We start from the raw sequence: 15,692 nt of genomic DNA, 5'->3' as shown, positions 1-15,692 counted from the left end.
ACTATAGGATTGAGTATGGAACCGAGTGAAGACCAAAAGCTAGCTGACGAATGGGCCGCTGCACTTGGCGAAGATCCCGATGCACCAGCGGTTGATGTCGATGATGTACTTGCGGCACCACTAGATGAGTTAACCGATTCTTCAACGCCAATTTCTGAGGATGAGCGTCGTAAGCTGGATACCATTATGGATATTCCGGTCACGATTTCGATGGAAGTTGGTCGTTCTCAGATTAGCATTCGAAACTTACTTCAGTTGAACCAAGGTTCTGTTGTGGAGCTAGACCGTATCGCGGGAGAATCGCTTGATGTAATGGTTAACGGTACTCTCATCGCTCATGGTGAAGTGGTTGTAGTAAACGACAAGTTTGGTATTCGTCTCACTGATGTAATCAGCCAAACTGAACGTATCAAGAAACTTCGTTAATGAAGCTTCCTGTCATTCTAGTAGGCGTACTATTCACTACATTAGTATTGACGCCTACTGCTTTTGCAGCCGATGCTGCCACACTAGATTTAGCGACTACATTTGGGTCGCTTCTTTTGGTTATCGCTTTTATTTTATTTATAGCATGGCTGCTCAAGCGAATGCAGGTTCCATCTATGGTAAATCAGCAGGGTTTGTCTGTGGTTAGGCAAATTCCTGTCGGTACCAAAGAGCGAATTGCCATTGTTCAAGCTGGTGAAGAACAATTTCTTGTTGGGATCACGCCTCAGTCTATTCAGCTACTTTCTAAATTGGATAAACCTTTAAGCCAAGAGGCGCTTGAAAAAACGTCATTTTCATCTCAGTTAACTCAATTACTCAAAAATGATGCTAAAAAATAATCGCATATTGGTTTTACTCGCTCAAATTGCCCTCATCGCCTCGATGTTGATTTCTGGTGTTTCGTTTGCTCAAGAAGAGATTTCGACGCCTATTCCTGCAACGGCCGTAGGTGCTGAAGGCATCACAGTATCTGCGATGGAAAAAGAGCAGGGAGCGGCACAAACTGTCTCTTCGAGCAGTGTGTCTGGTGGGGGAATTCCTGCTTTCACAATGACTACCAACCCAGATGGTAGCGAAGACTACTCGATTAACCTGCAAATACTGGCTTTGATGACCATGCTAGGCTTCTTGCCTGCAATGGTTATTCTGATGACATCTTTCACCCGAATCGTTGTCGTCATGTCGATCCTGCGTCAGGCGATGGGCTTGCAACAAACACCATCTAACCAAGTCATTATTGGTATCGCGATTTTCCTCACCTTTTTTATTATGTCGCCAGTGATTAACGAGGTGAATGAACAAGCGGTTCAGCCTTATATCAATGAGCAAATTTCGGCGAGACAAGCGTTTGATGTAGCTCAGGAGCCGATACGAGCTTTCATGCTTAAACAAACACGAATTAAGGATTTAGAAACATTTGTTGAAATATCAGGTTCAAATGTGGCAAACCCTGAAGATGTTTCAATGGCGGTGCTGATTCCAGCGTTTATTACATCAGAGTTAAAAACCGCTTTCCAGATAGGTTTCATGCTCTTTTTGCCATTCCTAATCATCGACTTGGTTGTTGCATCAGTCTTGATGGCAATGGGTATGATGATGCTTTCTCCTATGATTGTATCACTGCCATTTAAATTAATGTTGTTCGTACTAGTTGACGGGTGGAACTTGATTCTCTCCACACTCGCCGGCAGTTTTGCCTTGTAGCTGGAGGAATAATGAATCCAGAGATATTCGTCGAACTGTTTAGAGATGCACTTTGGATGGTATTGATCATGGTGTGTGCCATTATCATACCAAGTTTGTTGATAGGCTTAGTGGTCGCCATTTTCCAAGCCGCCACCTCTATTAACGAACAAACGTTGAGTTTCTTACCGCGTTTAATCGTGACGCTACTGGCTTTGATGCTATTTGCTCACTGGATGACTCAAATGATGATGGAGTTTTTCTTCGACATTATTGAGCGACTCCCTCAAGTGCTGTATTAGTCCGCTATGGAGTATCCAACGACAATTGTTCTCGAGTGGTTAGCCAACTATTTTTGGCCTTACACTCGTATATCTGCAATGTTGATGGTAATGACAGTCACGGGAGCTCGATTTGTTTCTCCACGTATTCGATTGTATTTGGGGCTAGCAATTACCTTTGCTGTTATGCCCGCAATTCCAGCCGTTCCTAGCGATATCCAATTGCTGTCACCGCAAGGCTTCTTGATTCTTCTAGAGCAAATCATTATTGGTGTGGCGATGGGGTTTGTAACCCAATTGATGATCCAAACTTTTGTTATGTTGGGGCAGATCTTGGGTATGCAATCAAGTTTAGGTTTTGCGTCGATGGTCGACCCGGCGAATGGTCAAAATACGCCGGTTCTAGGTCAACTTTTTATGTTTTTGGCGACCATGTTCTTCTTGGTGACAGATGGTCATTTGAAGATGCTGCAGTTGGTCGTATTCAGCTTTAAAACTTTGCCTATTGGCAGTGGTTCATTGACGACAGTAGACTTTCGAGAAATCGCATTGTGGCTCGGCATTATGTTTAAAACGGCGTTAGCTATGTCTTTATCCGGGATCATTGCTCTACTCACGATTAACCTATCATTCGGTGTAATGACGCGTGCTGCTCCTCAGCTGAACATATTCTCGCTTGGTTTTGCTTTTGCACTGTTAGTCGGCTTACTGCTTTGTTGGTACATATTAGGCGGTTTATACAGTCACTATGAGCTATTCTGGATGCAAGGAGAGCAACAAATATGTCGCTTAATCCGACTGGATTGTTAGGAGGCTGATTTGGCAGAGTCAGACGGTCAAGAACGCACAGAAGACGCCACGCCCAGACGCTTGCAACAGGCCAAAGAAAAAGGGCAGGTTGCAAGGTCTAAAGAGCTGGCATCGGCATCGGTGCTCATCGTGGGTGCGATAGCATTGATGTGGTTTGGTGAAAGCATGTCTAAAGCCATGTTTGAAACCATGGGGCGTTTATTCTCACTAAGTCGAGAAGAAATATTTGATACCTCCAAGCTGTTTGAGATAGCGGGTGGCGCATTAGCGAATCTATTGTTTCCGCTATTCTTAATTCTACTGACTTTGTTTATTGCCGCGATGATTGGCGCTGCAGGGGTTGGTGGGATTAGTTTTTCAGCTCAAGCTGCTATGCCCAAAGCATCGAAGATGAACCCATTAAGTGGTATAAAGCGCATGTTCGGCTTACAAAGCTGGGTTGAGCTGATTAAGTCGATACTGAAAGTGGCGCTGGTTTCTGGTGTTGCCATCTATTTGATTCAAGCTTCACAAGCAGATCTGATGCAACTCAGTATGGATGTCTACCCTCAAAATATTTTTCATGCGTTAGATATACTTTTAAATTTCATTCTACTGATCAGCTGCTCATTGTTGGTCGTGGTTGCCATTGATATACCATTTCAAATTTGGCAACACGCCGACCAATTGAAGATGACCAAGCAAGAAGTCAAAGACGAATTCAAAGACACTGAAGGTAAACCGGAAGTAAAAGGTCGTATTCGTATGTTGCAACGTGAGGCAGCACAGCGTCGAATGATGGCGGATGTACCTCAAGCCGATGTGATTGTAACGAACCCGGAGCATTTTTCGGTGGCGTTACGATATAAGCAAGATACTGATAAAGCACCTGTAGTGGTGGCGAAGGGCGTTGATCACATGGCGATGAAGATCAGAGAAATCGCTAGGGAGCATGATATTTATATTGTGCCAGCGCCTCCTTTAGCTCGAGCGTTGTACCATACTGCGGAATTAGAGCAAGAAATACCCGATGGGCTATTTACCGCTGTCGCGCAAGTACTTGCGTATGTTTTCCAGTTAAAACAGTATCGAAAACGTGGTGGTCAGAGGCCTAAGCTTCAAGATGAAAACATGACGATACCACCAGAACTGCGTCACTAATAAAATTAATAAAAATCATACATTTAAAGTGACATTAAATTGACGTTAAGAATGGTATAGAGATTGCTTCAACCTCCTTCCATCGCCAAATAATATGAAGATGTAATTAGACACTATGAAATTTTCTCTCCCGTTTGCGGATAAATTACCAGCGATACCAAATAGAGCGATGCCTGCGATCGGTGCTCCTGTTATGGTTCTTTCCACATTGGCGATGGTGGTGCTACCTATTCCAGCATTTTTGTTGGATATGTTTTTTACCTTCAATATTGCTCTGGCGATGGTTGTGCTGTTGGTTACCGTCTATACACGTCGCCCACTGGATTTTGCTGCCTTTCCAACCGTACTTCTTATTGCCACGTTATTGCGTCTTGCACTAAACGTAGCCTCTACCCGTGTGGTTCTTTTGAATGGTCACGAGGGGGGCGATGCTGCTGGTAACGTAATTGAAGCCTTTGGTAATGTCGTTATTGGTGGTAACTACGCCGTTGGTCTAGTGGTGTTTTTGATCTTGATGATCATTAACTTTATGGTTGTGACAAAAGGTGCTGGCCGTATTTCGGAAGTAAGCGCTCGATTTACATTGGATGCCTTACCTGGTAAACAAATGGCGATTGATGCCGACTTAAATGCAGGCCTTATTGATCAAGACCAAGCCCGAACTCGACGTTTTGAAGTGACCAAAGAAGCGGATTTCTATGGTTCGATGGATGGTGCTTCAAAATTCGTTAAAGGTGATGCCATCGCCGGTATTTTGATTCTATTTATCAATATTATTGGTGGATTGAGTATCGGTATGGTCCAGTACGATTTGGACTTTGGGACTGCTATCGAGATCTATACGCTCCTAACGATTGGTGATGGCCTTGTTGCTCAAATCCCATCACTACTGCTATCGATAGCCGCTGCAATGATGGTAACGCGTCAAAACACAGATGAAGACATGGGGCAGCAGCTTGTCTTCCAGATGTTCGACAACCCTAAAGCCTTGATGATTACTGCCGGTATTCTTGGGGTGATGGGTATTGTGCCAGGTATGCCTCATTTCTCATTTCTTTCCCTTGCGGTTATTGCTGGAGCTGGTGCTTACTTCATTGCCAAGAAACAAAAAGAAGCCGAAAAAGAAGCCAGTGTACCCGCCACACAAGAGCAGGCCGGTGAAGCTAGTGCTCAAAAGGAACTATCTTGGGACGATGTTCAACCAGTTGACATTATTGGCTTAGAAGTGGGTTACCGCCTTATTCCCCTAGTGGACAGAGACCAAGGTGGAGAGCTACTTGAACGAGTTAAAGGTGTGCGTAAAAAGCTCTCTCAGGATTTTGGCTTTCTAATCCCAGCGGTGCATATCCGTGACAACCTAGAACTTACGCCCAATAGTTACAGAATTACCTTGATGGGTGTTGCCGTTGGTGAAGCGGAGATTCGTCCAGATCAAGAATTAGCGATTAACCCAGGCCAAGTTTACGGGATGATTGAAGGTGAACCGACAATTGATCCTGCTTTTGGATTAGAAGCGGTATGGATTAAAGAAGACCAAAGAGAGCATGCGCAAGCACTGGGCTATACTGTAGTAGATTCCTCAACGGTTTTAGCGACACATTTGAGCCAACTACTGACTAATAACGCTTCACAGTTAATTGGACATGAAGAAGTTCAAAACCTATTGGAAATGTTGAGTCGCTCAACGCCGAAATTGGTAGAAGGGTTTGTCCCTGATCAGTTGTCTTTGGGCGTTGTGGTGAAAGTTCTGCAGAACTTGTTGAATGAAGCGATACCGATTAGAGATATCCGAACAATAGTTCAAACCTTGTCAGAGTACTCAAGTAAAAGTCAAGAACCTGACATTCTTACAGCCGCGGTTCGGATTTCGTTGAAACGACTAATTGTTCAGGAAATCAATGGGATAGAGCCTGAGTTGCCAGTGATTACTTTAATTCCTGAGCTGGAACAAATCTTGCATCAAACTATGCAGGCGTCTGGTGGTGAGTCGGCAGGTATAGAGCCTGGTTTGGCAGAGCGTTTACAAACCTCGCTTAGCCAAGCAACGCAAGAGCAAGAATTGAAAGGTGAGCCGGCTGTACTGTTAACGTCTGGTGTACTTCGTTCAACATTGGCGAAGTTTGTGAAAAATACAATACCAAGTTTACGAGTGCTGTCTTACCAAGAAATACCAGACGAAAAGCAAATTCGAATAGTGCAAGCTGTTGGTAATTGATCCCCTAGAAAATACGGATTATTGAATTGAAGATTAAACGATTTTTTGCCAAAGACATGAGAACGGCGCTGCTTCAAGTGAAAGAAGAGCTTGGCTCTGAAGCTGTGATTATGTCTAACAAGAAAGTCGCTGGTGGGGTTGAAATTGTTGCAGCTATTGATGGTGAGACAGCAAATTCACCGGCTACGACTCGAGCTCCAAAGCAACAACCGGCTCCGAGCCAATATTCTCAAATGGCAGCGCCGTCAAAAAATGCTTCTCGCCGTCAGCTTGATGAAGACAGAGTGAGCTTGAAAGCGAGTTCTGAAGCCGGGCGTTCAATGACTAAGCGCTTTGCCAATATGCTTAAGCAGTATAGTGCCGGCGCTGAAAATGAATCTGATCATAAAGCTGAGAACGAAGACTCTTTGTCGGCTTTGTTGAATCGCCAAGCCAAGAGTAGTTCACGTTATAACGATGATGATAATCGTCAGTCAACACAATCGGGTTTAGCGAAACTGATCGCGGAAGACAGACGAGTGGAACGGCCTACTCCTCGCCTTGACCCAACACGTTATGATCGCGGGCGTGAAATGGCTCCACAATCAGGCTCTGATAGTGAAATGGAAACGATGCGTGAAGAGATGACGTCTATACGACGCCTTCTTGAGCATCAAGTATCTGGCCTAATGTGGCAGGAAGTTGAGCGAAGAGAACCGCTTAGAGCTATGCTGATAAAAAGGCTTGAACGTATGGGAGTATCCCAAGAGCTCGCGGATCAGATGGCTTGTTATATTCCAGAAGACACAAAGCCGGCTCGAGCTTGGAAAGCGTTACTCGCATTGGTTGCTGACCAAATTACGGTCACCAAGCAAGATATTTTAAAACGTGGTGGAATTGTTGCGTTACTCGGCCCTACGGGCGTGGGTAAAACGACAACAGTCGCGAAACTGGCCGCAAGAGCGGCAATGGAATACGGTTCTGATAATGTCGCACTGGTCACGACAGATACCTATCGTATCGGTGCGCATGAGCAACTGTCCATTTATGGAAGAATTATGGGTTGTCCTGTAAGAGTTGCTAAAGATTCCAGTGAGTTAGCCGATGTAATATATCAGCTAAGGAATCGTCGTCTAATTTTGGTTGATACTGCAGGTATGGGCCAACGCGATGTACGCCTCTCAGAACAACTTGATACGTTGATGCAGGAAAGTGGTTCGGTAATTCACAGTTACTTAGTTTTACCTGCGACGGCTCAAAGAAAAGTATTACAAGAAACGATCGAACACTTTAGACGCATCCCGCTTTCTGGATGCATCATGACTAAACTTGATGAATCGTTGAGTTTAGGTGAATTCATCAGTGTAGTAATTCAAAACGCGTTGCCAGTGGCTTACATTGCAAACGGTCAACGAGTTCCTGAAGATATTGTTATAGCGCAGCCTAAGTATATGATTGCTAAGGCTAATGAGTTGCTAGAAAAGTCGACAGAGAATGAACCTCATTACTGGAACAGTGATTCCGAAGGACTCTAGGCGGCGATAAATATGACTGAAAATATGATACAAGATCAAGCTAGCGGCCTTCGTCGCTTAACGAAGCCTTCACTGACCAAAGTTATCGCAGTAACGGGTGGTAAAGGTGGGGTTGGTAAATCAAACGTCACGCTTGGCTTAGCGATATGCATGGCACGTCAGGGCAAAAAAGTCATGGTACTTGATGCTGACTTAGGCTTAGCAAATGTCGACGTTATGCTTGGAATTCGTTCCAAACGTAACTTAGGCCATGTTCTTGCGGGTGAATGTGAATTAAAAGATGCGATAGTGGAAGGTCCACACGGCATTAAAATCATCCCTGCGACCTCGGGCACGCAAAGTATGACTGAGCTATCTCATGCTCAACATATTGGATTGATTCGAGCATTTGGTTCACTAGAAGATGAAATGGATATCTTGCTAATCGATACGGCAGCAGGTATATCTGATATGGTTGTGAGCTTTTCGCGTGCCGCACAGGATGTCGTTGTGGTGGTTTGTGATGAACCGACCTCTATCACGGATGCATATGCCTTAATCAAGTTATTGAGTAGGGAGCATCAAGTACAACGCTTTAAAGTTGTTGCAAATATGGTCAGAAGCTACCGCGAAGGCCGAGAATTATTTGCAAAGTTGACCTTGGTCACAGAGCGCTTCTTGAATGTGAGCCTTGAACTCGTAGCATGTATTCCGTTAGATGATAAAGTGCGTCAATCAGTTAAAAAGCAAAAGATTGTTGTAGATGCTTTTCCACGCTCTCCAGCAGCCCTTGCAATTAGCTCATTAGCAAATAAAGCGTTAACTTGGCCGATCCCAAAAACGCCAAGTGGACATTTAGAGTTTTTTGTTGAGAGACTTCTTAACCGAAGTGAATTCTTAGAGGAACCGTTTGGTGAATAAAGCGCTTACTTATGACCAACATGCAAATCTCAATAGCCAACAGGCGTTTTTTGAGAAGTATTCGGTGCTGGTTAAACGTATCGCTCATCACTTATTGGGGCGATTACCGCCTAATGTTTTAGTTGATGACTTGATTCAAGCCGGCATGATTGGTTTGATTGAAGCACAGCAAAATTATGATGGTTCAAAAGGCGCAAGTTTCGAAACTTACGCAGGAATTAGAATACGCGGTGCAATGCTTGATGACATTCGCCGTGGAGATTGGGTTCCGAGATCAGTACATAAAAATAATCGAGAGATTAGTAACGCGATTTCAGAACTCGAAGGTTTGTTAAACCGCGACCCGAGCGATGCAGAGGTGGCGAAACACATGGGATTATCATTAGAACAATACCATAGTGCTTTAACAGACATTAATTGCTCAAGGCTAGTCGGTATTGAAGATTTGGGCGTATCGGATGATGCGATTTCACCAAACGAAGATTCGAAAGACAACGCGCCTTTTCAAGGGGTTGCAGATGAATCTTTCCGAGAAGCATTGATCGAATCAATAAAACAGCTTCCAGAGCGTGAAGGACTAGTACTTTCGCTCTATTATGATGAAGAACTAAACTTAAAGGAAATTGGAGAAGTATTGGGTGTCAGCGAATCTCGTGTCAGCCAAATATTGAGCCAATCGATGCAGCGTTTACGCACTAAGCTTAGTGCATGGACACAGAACGACTAATAACACTGATTCTTACTCAGTGGAGGCAATTTTGAACAAAAATATGAAAATTCTCATTGTTGATGACTTCTCAACAATGCGACGTATTGTTAAGAACTTATTACGTGACTTGGGCTTCAACAACACTCAAGAAGCTGATGATGGTTTGACAGCACTACCGATGCTTAAAAAAGGTGAATTCGACTTCGTTGTAACTGACTGGAATATGCCAGGTATGCAAGGTATCGATTTGCTTAAAAACATCCGTGCTGATGCAGAACTAAAACATTTGCCAGTTCTGATGATCACAGCTGAAGCAAAGCGTGAACAGATTATTGAAGCCGCACAGGCTGGCGTAAATGGTTACATTGTTAAACCATTCACTGCCGCAACATTAAAAGAAAAACTAGACAAAATTTTTGAGCGTTTATAAGCACTAAAAACTTTGTCTTCAGGACGCTGCCCTAATTAGTGAGAACTAATGTTTTAAGTAATGGCTTTCTATTTCAGTCAGCCATTCCTTTTCTAAAGTAGCGTTGCGTATATGCGGAGAAAGGCCTAATCAGGATGATTTCATTAGAACAAGCGAAACAATTGGTCCAATTGCTTGAAGCTGAAGAACAACAAGAAGCGGATAATCTTGTACGTAGCATTTATGAGGGTGCGACTAACCCTATGCTGCAAGAGATTGGAACTCTGACACGCGACCTCCATAATTCTTTGACTCAATTCAATCTTGATGATCGTATGAGTGAAATCGCAAATGACGAAATCCCCGATGCAAGGGATCGCCTTCAATATGTCATCGATAAAACTGAGGTAGCGGCAAACAAAACGATGGACGCTGTCGATCGTTGCTTGCCAATAGCGGACAACTTACACGAATGCTTATTGCAGGTAAGGCCGCAATGGAATGAACTGATGCATGGTCGAATCGAGCTAGCTCAATTTAAAGCTCTATGTCACCGCATTGATGGGTTACTTGTCCAAGTAGAAGGGGATAGCACCGAACTACGTGGACAGTTAACAGAAATCTTAATGGCACAAGACTTCCAAGATCTTACTGGTCAGATAATCAGCAAAGTCATCACTTTAGTGAATGAAGTGGAAGGACGCTTGGTTGAAATTCTTACAGCATTTGGTGCTAGTCAGACAGAACAAACCGCCGACAAAGATAAGAAAGCATCCATCGAACCTGAAGGGCCAATCTTGAACCCTGAAGAAAGAACGGATGCAGTGGCATCTCAAGATGAAGTTGACGATTTGTTGTCGAGTCTCGGATTTTAAAGGTAACGTATGAGCTACGAATTAGATGAAGATATTCTTCAGGACTTTTTGGTTGAAGCCGGAGAAATATTAGAGCTTCTATCTGAGCAATTGGTAGAACTAGAAAATAACCCTGACGATAAAGATCTGTTAAACGCGATCTTCCGTGGGTTCCACACTGTTAAAGGTGGTGCAGGATTCTTGGCACTTACTGAGCTAGTGGATACTTGTCACGGTGCAGAAAACGTGTTTGATATTCTTAGAAATGGTCAGCGTAGCGTATCTGCGAGCTTAATGGACACGATGCTCCAAGCGTTAGATACCGTTAACCACCAATTCCAAGCTGTTCAAGATAGAGAGCCTTTAGTTCCTGCAGAGCAAGCGTTGCTTGATGAATTGCATCGCTTGTGTCGACCAGAGTCTGAAGAAGAAGCCGCTCCTGCTGCGCAAGAAGTCGCGCCAGTTATTGAAGAACCGGTTGTTGAAGCACCTGCGCCCTCACCGGAAGTAGAATCCGTAAGCGCTGCATCTGTTGATGAAATCTCGCAAGACGAATTCGAAAAGCTGTTGGATGAACTACACGGTAAAGGCTCTGCGCCATCAGCTGCTGCCGCGCCACAAGCTGCTCCCGTTGCTCCAGCCCCTGCCGCTCCTGCAAGCGGCGACATTACCGATGATGAATTTGAAAAACTACTAGATGAATTACATGGCGCTGGAAACAGCCCGACATCTGATGGTGCAGCAACTCCTCCACCTCCACCCGTTACGCCTCCTCCAACTCCAGTGTCAGCTGTTCCTGGTGGCGATGACTTGATGACGGATGAAGAATTTGAAAAGCTTTTGGATCAACTGCATGGCTCTGGAAACGGACCGTCACCAGAAGAGCTTGAAGCCGCGACTAAACCAGCAGTAGCAAACCCAGCTCCTGAGAAAGCTCCGGAACCAGCAACACCGCCACCTGCACCTAAAGCGGCTCCTGCTGCGCCTAAGGCCCAACCTGCGGCTAAAGCGCCGGCTCCCGCTAAAGCTGAAGCTAAACCACCTGCTGCGAAGAAGCAGCAAGCAGAAGCAACAGTTCGTGTTGATACTTCTACTCTTGATACCATCATGAACATGGTTGGCGAACTAGTATTGGTGCGTAACCGTTTGGTGAGCCTTGGTTTAAATAGTAACGATGAAGAAATGGCTAAGGCAGTGTCTAACTTAGATGTTGTAACTGCTGACTTGCAAGGCGCGGTAATGAAAACGCGAATGCAGCCAATTAAGAAAGTATTTGGTCGTTTCCCTCGAGTGGTACGCGACTTGGCTCGTAGCTTGAAAAAAGACATTGTTTTAGAGATGCGTGGTGAAGAAACGGATCTTGATAAAAACTTAGTTGAAGCGCTTGCCGATCCATTGATTCACTTAGTGAGAAACTCCGTTGACCATGGTATCGAGATGCCAGAAGATCGTGTTCAAGCGGGTAAATCACGTACCGGTAAAGTGATTCTATCTGCATCGCAAGAGGGTGATCATATTGAACTGGCTATCGTAGATGATGGCGGCGGTATGGACCCAGATAAACTTCGTGGTATCGCAGTGAAACGCGGGATCATGGACGAAGATGCTGCGTCACGCTTATCTGACAAAGAATGTTTCAATTTGATCTTTGCACCAGGATTCTCGAGTAAAGAACAGATTTCTGATATTTCTGGCCGTGGTGTGGGCATGGACGTGGTGAAAACCGCGATCAACACTCTAAATGGTTCAATCGATATCGACTCTGAAATGGGTAAAGGTACTAAGATCACAATCAAGGTGCCATTAACGTTAGCGATTCTACCAACATTGATGGTTGGCGTAGCTGGACACCCATTTGCACTGCCACTGGCATCTGTAAATGAGATCTTCCACTTAGATTTAAGTCGCACCAATGTCGTCGATGGACAGTTGACCATTATTGTTCGTGAAAAATCTATCCCGTTGTTCTACTTGCAGAACTGGTTAGCACCACAAGCTGGTCTGGTTGAATTACGTAAAGGCCACGGCCATGTTGTTATTGTGCAACTTGGCAGTCAGCGAGTTGGCTTTGTGGTGGACGCACTAATTGGGCAAGAAGAAGTGGTTATCAAGCCATTAGATAACTTGCTGCAAGGCACCCCTGGTATGGCTGGTGCGACGATTACGAGCGATGGTCACATTGCATTGATTCTAGATGTGCCAGATTTATTGAAGCAGTACGCAGCTGCTTCGAGAATATAATTAAGGATAGATATGGCGATTAAAGTATTAGTTGTTGATGATTCGAGTTTCTTTCGCCGCCGTGTGAGTGAAATCATCAACTCAGAAGCTCGCCTAGAGGTGATGGATGTTGCAGTCAACGGTCGAGAGGCCGTTGAAAAAGCTAAGCAACTAAAACCTGATGTAATTACTATGGACATCGAGATGCCAGTTATGGACGGTATTACCGCTGTCCGTGAAATCATGGCCGCATGTCCAACGCCAATTTTGATGTTTTCATCACTGACTCACGATGGTGCCAAAGCGACCCTTGACGCATTAGATGCAGGCGCATTGGATTTCTTACCTAAGAAATTTGAAGACATTGCACGTAACCGTGATGATGCAGTTTCTTTGCTGCAACAGCGCGTCATTCAGATTGCCTCTAAAAGAGGAATGATGAGACGTGCTCCTGTTGCTCGCCCTGCATCAAGTCCAGTTCAACCAAGAACAGCTTCACCTGCAACCCGCAGTGCGGCAACGCCAAGCGCACCTGCGGCATCAGCTCGTTTCAAAGCGACAGGTAAGAAATACCAGTTAACAGCAATTGGAACATCGACTGGTGGACCTGTTGCTCTACAGAAAATATTGACGCGTTTGCCTGCAAACTATCCTCACCCGATCGTGCTTATTCAGCATATGCCAGCAACCTTTACTGCTGCATTTGCAAGTCGCTTGAACACTTTATGTAAGATTCAAGTTAAGGAAGCGGAAGATGGTGACGTACTCAAGCCAGGAGTTGCTTACTTGGCGCCTGGTGGTAAGCAAATGATGATTGATGGTCGTCCTGGTTCTGCACGCCTACGCATTATTGATGGTGGTGAGCGCATGAACTACAAACCTTGTGTTGACGTGACTTTTGGCTCAGCGGCTAAAATTTACAACGATAAAGTCTTGTCGATGGTATTGACGGGAATGGGTGCTGACGGCCGTGAAGGTGCGCGAATGCTTAAATCTGCAGGAGCGACTATTTGGGCTCAAGATGAAGAAAGCTGCGTTGTTTACGGCATGCCACAAGCGGTCGCTAAAGCGGGGCTTTCAACAGAAGACCTACCGCTTGAGCGCATTGCCGAGCGAATGCTTGTTGAAGTTGGTCAGGCATAGGGACGACTCATGATAGTTTGGAGTGTTGCAAACCAGAAAGGTGGTGTTGGTAAAACGACTTCGACGGTGACGTTAGCTGGTTTATTGAGCCAGAAAGGACACCGCGTTTTGCTCGTAGATACTGACCCTCACGCATCACTAACTACTTATTTAGGGTTTGATTCTGACTCAGTGCAAGCGAGTTTGTTTGACTTGTTTCAACTTAAAGAATATACCCCGCAAAGTGTTAAGCCTCTGTTGTTAAAAACAGGTGTCGAAGGCATTGATATTATCCCTGCTCATATGTCTCTAGCGACATTAGACCGAGTGATGGGAAATAGAAGTGGCATGGGGCTTATTTTAAAGCGTGCTTTACAAGCGCTTAAAAATGATTATGACTACGTACTGATTGATTGCCCTCCAATTCTGGGGGTTATGATGGTCAATGCGTTAGCGGCAAGTGATCGTATATTGATCCCTGTTCAAACTGAATTCCTCGCTATGAAAGGTTTAGAGCGAATGGTGCGAACACTAACGATCATGCAGAAATCACGCAAAGACCCATTTAAAGTGACAATCGTACCGACGATGTATGACAAGCGAACCAAAGCGTCGTTACAAACTTTGACACAGTTGAAGCAAGATTATCCTGACCAAGTATGGTCATCTGCTGTTCCTATCGATACAAAATTTAGAGATGCGAGCTTGAAAAGGTTGCCAGCTTCTCACTTTGCATCTGGTAGCCGTGGTGTTTTTGCTTATAAGCAGCTGCTTATTTACCTTGAGAGGTTATCAATTGATGAGCAGCTATAACGGGCTTTCAAGCGAACAAGCATTGGATGATTACTTTACTGCGTTACTTGATGAAACAGTAGAAGTTGAAGAAGAACCGCTTGAAGATAATATCGTTGACATAAACTCTGCAGAGCCAGAGCCAGAGCCAGAGCCAGAGCCAGAGCCAGAGCCAGAGCCAGAGCCAGAGCCAGAGCCAGAGCCAGAGCCACAACCTCAGCCTCAAGGCTTCAGCACTTACGCCGACCTCAAGGCTGAAGAGTTTGAAGCTCCTAACTTAGAGGACGTTCAAAAGCTACTTAGCCAGTTGGAATCAACGAATGTAGTAGCAGAACTCAATCTAGAAGAGGTGATGGAGCAAAACACTCAGCAGATTGCGCAGGTTGCTGAAGTTGAGCCTCAAGTTACTGTTGAACAAGTTGAAGAGACAGTTCTTGAAGAAACTGAAATTCAAAGTTGGGATACTGGAGAAGTTGTAAGTGAGCCAGACACTGACGTAGCTGTAGAGGTTACTGAGGTTGAAGAGAACGAAATTGAGAATGAGCCAGCTTTACAGACAGAGTCTGGTGATGGCCAAAATATTGTATCTTGGGAAAGCACCGTTCGGGATGAAGACTTCCAAGTTTTGTACTTTGACGTGAATGGCGTAACGTTCGCTGTTCCACTGGACGAACTTGGTGGGATACATCGTCTTGTCGAGTTAAGTCACCTAATTGGGCGTCCGGGTTGGTATCTGGGTTTACAAACTAATCGAGATAACCAGCTAGATGTGGTTGATACCGCAAAATGGGTGATGCCAGAGAAGTTAATTGATGACTCTCATAAAGAGAATTATCAATATATTGTTATGCTAGGTGAAAGCCTATGGGGTTTGGCAAGTACCGAGCTAAAAGGTACAGAGCTGCTTAACACCGAAAAAGTGCGCTGGCGAGAACAAGCAGGCAAACGCCCTTGGCTAGCCGGTATGGTTAAAGAAAAAATGTGTGCTTTGATTCATGTTGAAGCGTTAATAGCTATGCTTAATGCAGGGCTAGATGTAAAAGCATTAGATTAAT

General features: G+C 44.7%; 16 protein-coding genes. All 16 read left to right on the top strand.

Annotation, left to right across the window (positions count from 1 at the left end):
* The first annotated feature begins 15 nt into the window (after positions 1-15).
* The 16 genes from fliN to ACHUFI_RS18450 all read left to right on the top strand — a co-directional run bounded on the left by fliN (position 16) and on the right by ACHUFI_RS18450 (position 15,691).
* The gene (gene fliN, locus ACHUFI_RS18525; RefSeq protein WP_137357614.1) at positions 16-426 is read left to right on the top strand and encodes a flagellar motor switch protein FliN; all 411 of its coding nucleotides are present in this window, start codon (positions 16-18) and stop codon (positions 424-426) included.
* Complete coding sequence (gene fliO, locus ACHUFI_RS18520; RefSeq protein WP_394251815.1) at positions 426-827, top strand: flagellar biosynthetic protein FliO; 402 nt, start codon at positions 426-428, stop codon at positions 825-827. Before fliN ends, fliO begins: the two co-directional genes overlap by 1 nt.
* A gap of 43 nt (positions 828-870) precedes the next feature.
* Positions 871-1,692 carry a flagellar type III secretion system pore protein FliP gene (fliP, locus tag ACHUFI_RS18515; RefSeq protein ID WP_394251855.1) on the top strand — a complete coding sequence of 274 codons (822 nt, stop codon included), beginning with the start codon at positions 871-873 and terminating at the stop codon, positions 1,690-1,692.
* A gap of 11 nt (positions 1,693-1,703) precedes the next feature.
* A complete protein-coding gene (fliQ, locus tag ACHUFI_RS18510; RefSeq protein ID WP_137357616.1) occupies positions 1,704-1,973 on the top strand; it encodes a flagellar biosynthesis protein FliQ in 270 nt (89 codons plus the stop codon).
* 6 nt (positions 1,974-1,979) lie between these two features.
* A complete protein-coding gene (fliR, locus tag ACHUFI_RS18505; protein ID WP_394251812.1) occupies positions 1,980-2,762 on the top strand; it encodes a flagellar biosynthetic protein FliR in 783 nt (260 codons plus the stop codon).
* A 9-nt stretch (positions 2,763-2,771) separates the two neighbouring features.
* Complete coding sequence (gene flhB / locus ACHUFI_RS18500) at positions 2,772-3,902, top strand: flagellar biosynthesis protein FlhB (RefSeq protein ID WP_394251810.1); 1,131 nt, start codon at positions 2,772-2,774, stop codon at positions 3,900-3,902.
* 115 nt (positions 3,903-4,017) lie between these two features.
* A complete protein-coding gene (gene flhA / locus ACHUFI_RS18495) occupies positions 4,018-6,117 on the top strand; it encodes a flagellar biosynthesis protein FlhA (protein WP_394251808.1) in 2,100 nt (699 codons plus the stop codon).
* A 26-nt stretch (positions 6,118-6,143) separates the two neighbouring features.
* Positions 6,144-7,631, top strand: a complete 1,488-nt coding sequence (flhF, locus tag ACHUFI_RS18490) for a flagellar biosynthesis protein FlhF (RefSeq protein WP_394251806.1) — start codon at positions 6,144-6,146, stop codon at positions 7,629-7,631.
* Between the two features lie 12 nt (positions 7,632-7,643).
* Positions 7,644-8,531 carry a MinD/ParA family protein gene (locus ACHUFI_RS18485; RefSeq protein ID WP_394251805.1) on the top strand — a complete coding sequence of 296 codons (888 nt, stop codon included), beginning with the start codon at positions 7,644-7,646 and terminating at the stop codon, positions 8,529-8,531.
* A complete protein-coding gene (locus ACHUFI_RS18480) occupies positions 8,524-9,258 on the top strand; it encodes an RNA polymerase sigma factor FliA (protein ID WP_394251803.1) in 735 nt (244 codons plus the stop codon). The genes ACHUFI_RS18485 and ACHUFI_RS18480 overlap by 8 nt, the downstream gene beginning before the upstream one ends.
* Positions 9,259-9,301: 43 nt before the next feature.
* Positions 9,302-9,670 carry a chemotaxis response regulator CheY gene (gene cheY / locus ACHUFI_RS18475; RefSeq protein ID WP_137357623.1) on the top strand — a complete coding sequence of 123 codons (369 nt, stop codon included), beginning with the start codon at positions 9,302-9,304 and terminating at the stop codon, positions 9,668-9,670.
* A gap of 134 nt (positions 9,671-9,804) precedes the next feature.
* Positions 9,805-10,524, top strand: coding sequence for a protein phosphatase CheZ (locus ACHUFI_RS18470; RefSeq protein ID WP_394251801.1), 720 nt, complete (start codon positions 9,805-9,807; stop codon positions 10,522-10,524).
* A 9-nt stretch (positions 10,525-10,533) separates the two neighbouring features.
* The gene (locus tag ACHUFI_RS18465) at positions 10,534-12,744 is read left to right on the top strand and encodes a chemotaxis protein CheA (protein WP_394251799.1); all 2,211 of its coding nucleotides are present in this window, start codon (positions 10,534-10,536) and stop codon (positions 12,742-12,744) included.
* Positions 12,745-12,756: 12 nt separating this feature from the next.
* Positions 12,757-13,866: a protein-glutamate methylesterase/protein-glutamine glutaminase gene (locus tag ACHUFI_RS18460; RefSeq protein ID WP_394251797.1), complete on the top strand. Its 1,110-nt coding sequence runs from the start codon at positions 12,757-12,759 to the stop codon at positions 13,864-13,866.
* 9 nt (positions 13,867-13,875) lie between these two features.
* On the top strand, positions 13,876-14,658 hold the full coding sequence (locus ACHUFI_RS18455) for a ParA family protein (RefSeq protein ID WP_394251795.1): 783 nt from the start codon (positions 13,876-13,878) through the stop codon (positions 14,656-14,658).
* Positions 14,645-15,691 (top strand): chemotaxis protein CheW, encoded by a 1,047-nt coding sequence (locus ACHUFI_RS18450; RefSeq protein ID WP_394251793.1) that lies wholly within the window; start codon positions 14,645-14,647, stop codon positions 15,689-15,691. Before ACHUFI_RS18455 ends, ACHUFI_RS18450 begins: the two co-directional genes overlap by 14 nt.
* Position 15,692 lies beyond the last annotated feature (1 nt).

This window comes from Vibrio profundi (genome assembly GCF_043642225.1).
In the GTDB taxonomy this organism is placed as follows: Bacteria; Pseudomonadota; Gammaproteobacteria; order Enterobacterales; family Vibrionaceae; genus Vibrio; species Vibrio profundi_A.
Note: the sequence above shows the minus strand (reverse complement) of the source record. Positions and strands in the feature narration are given on the sequence as shown.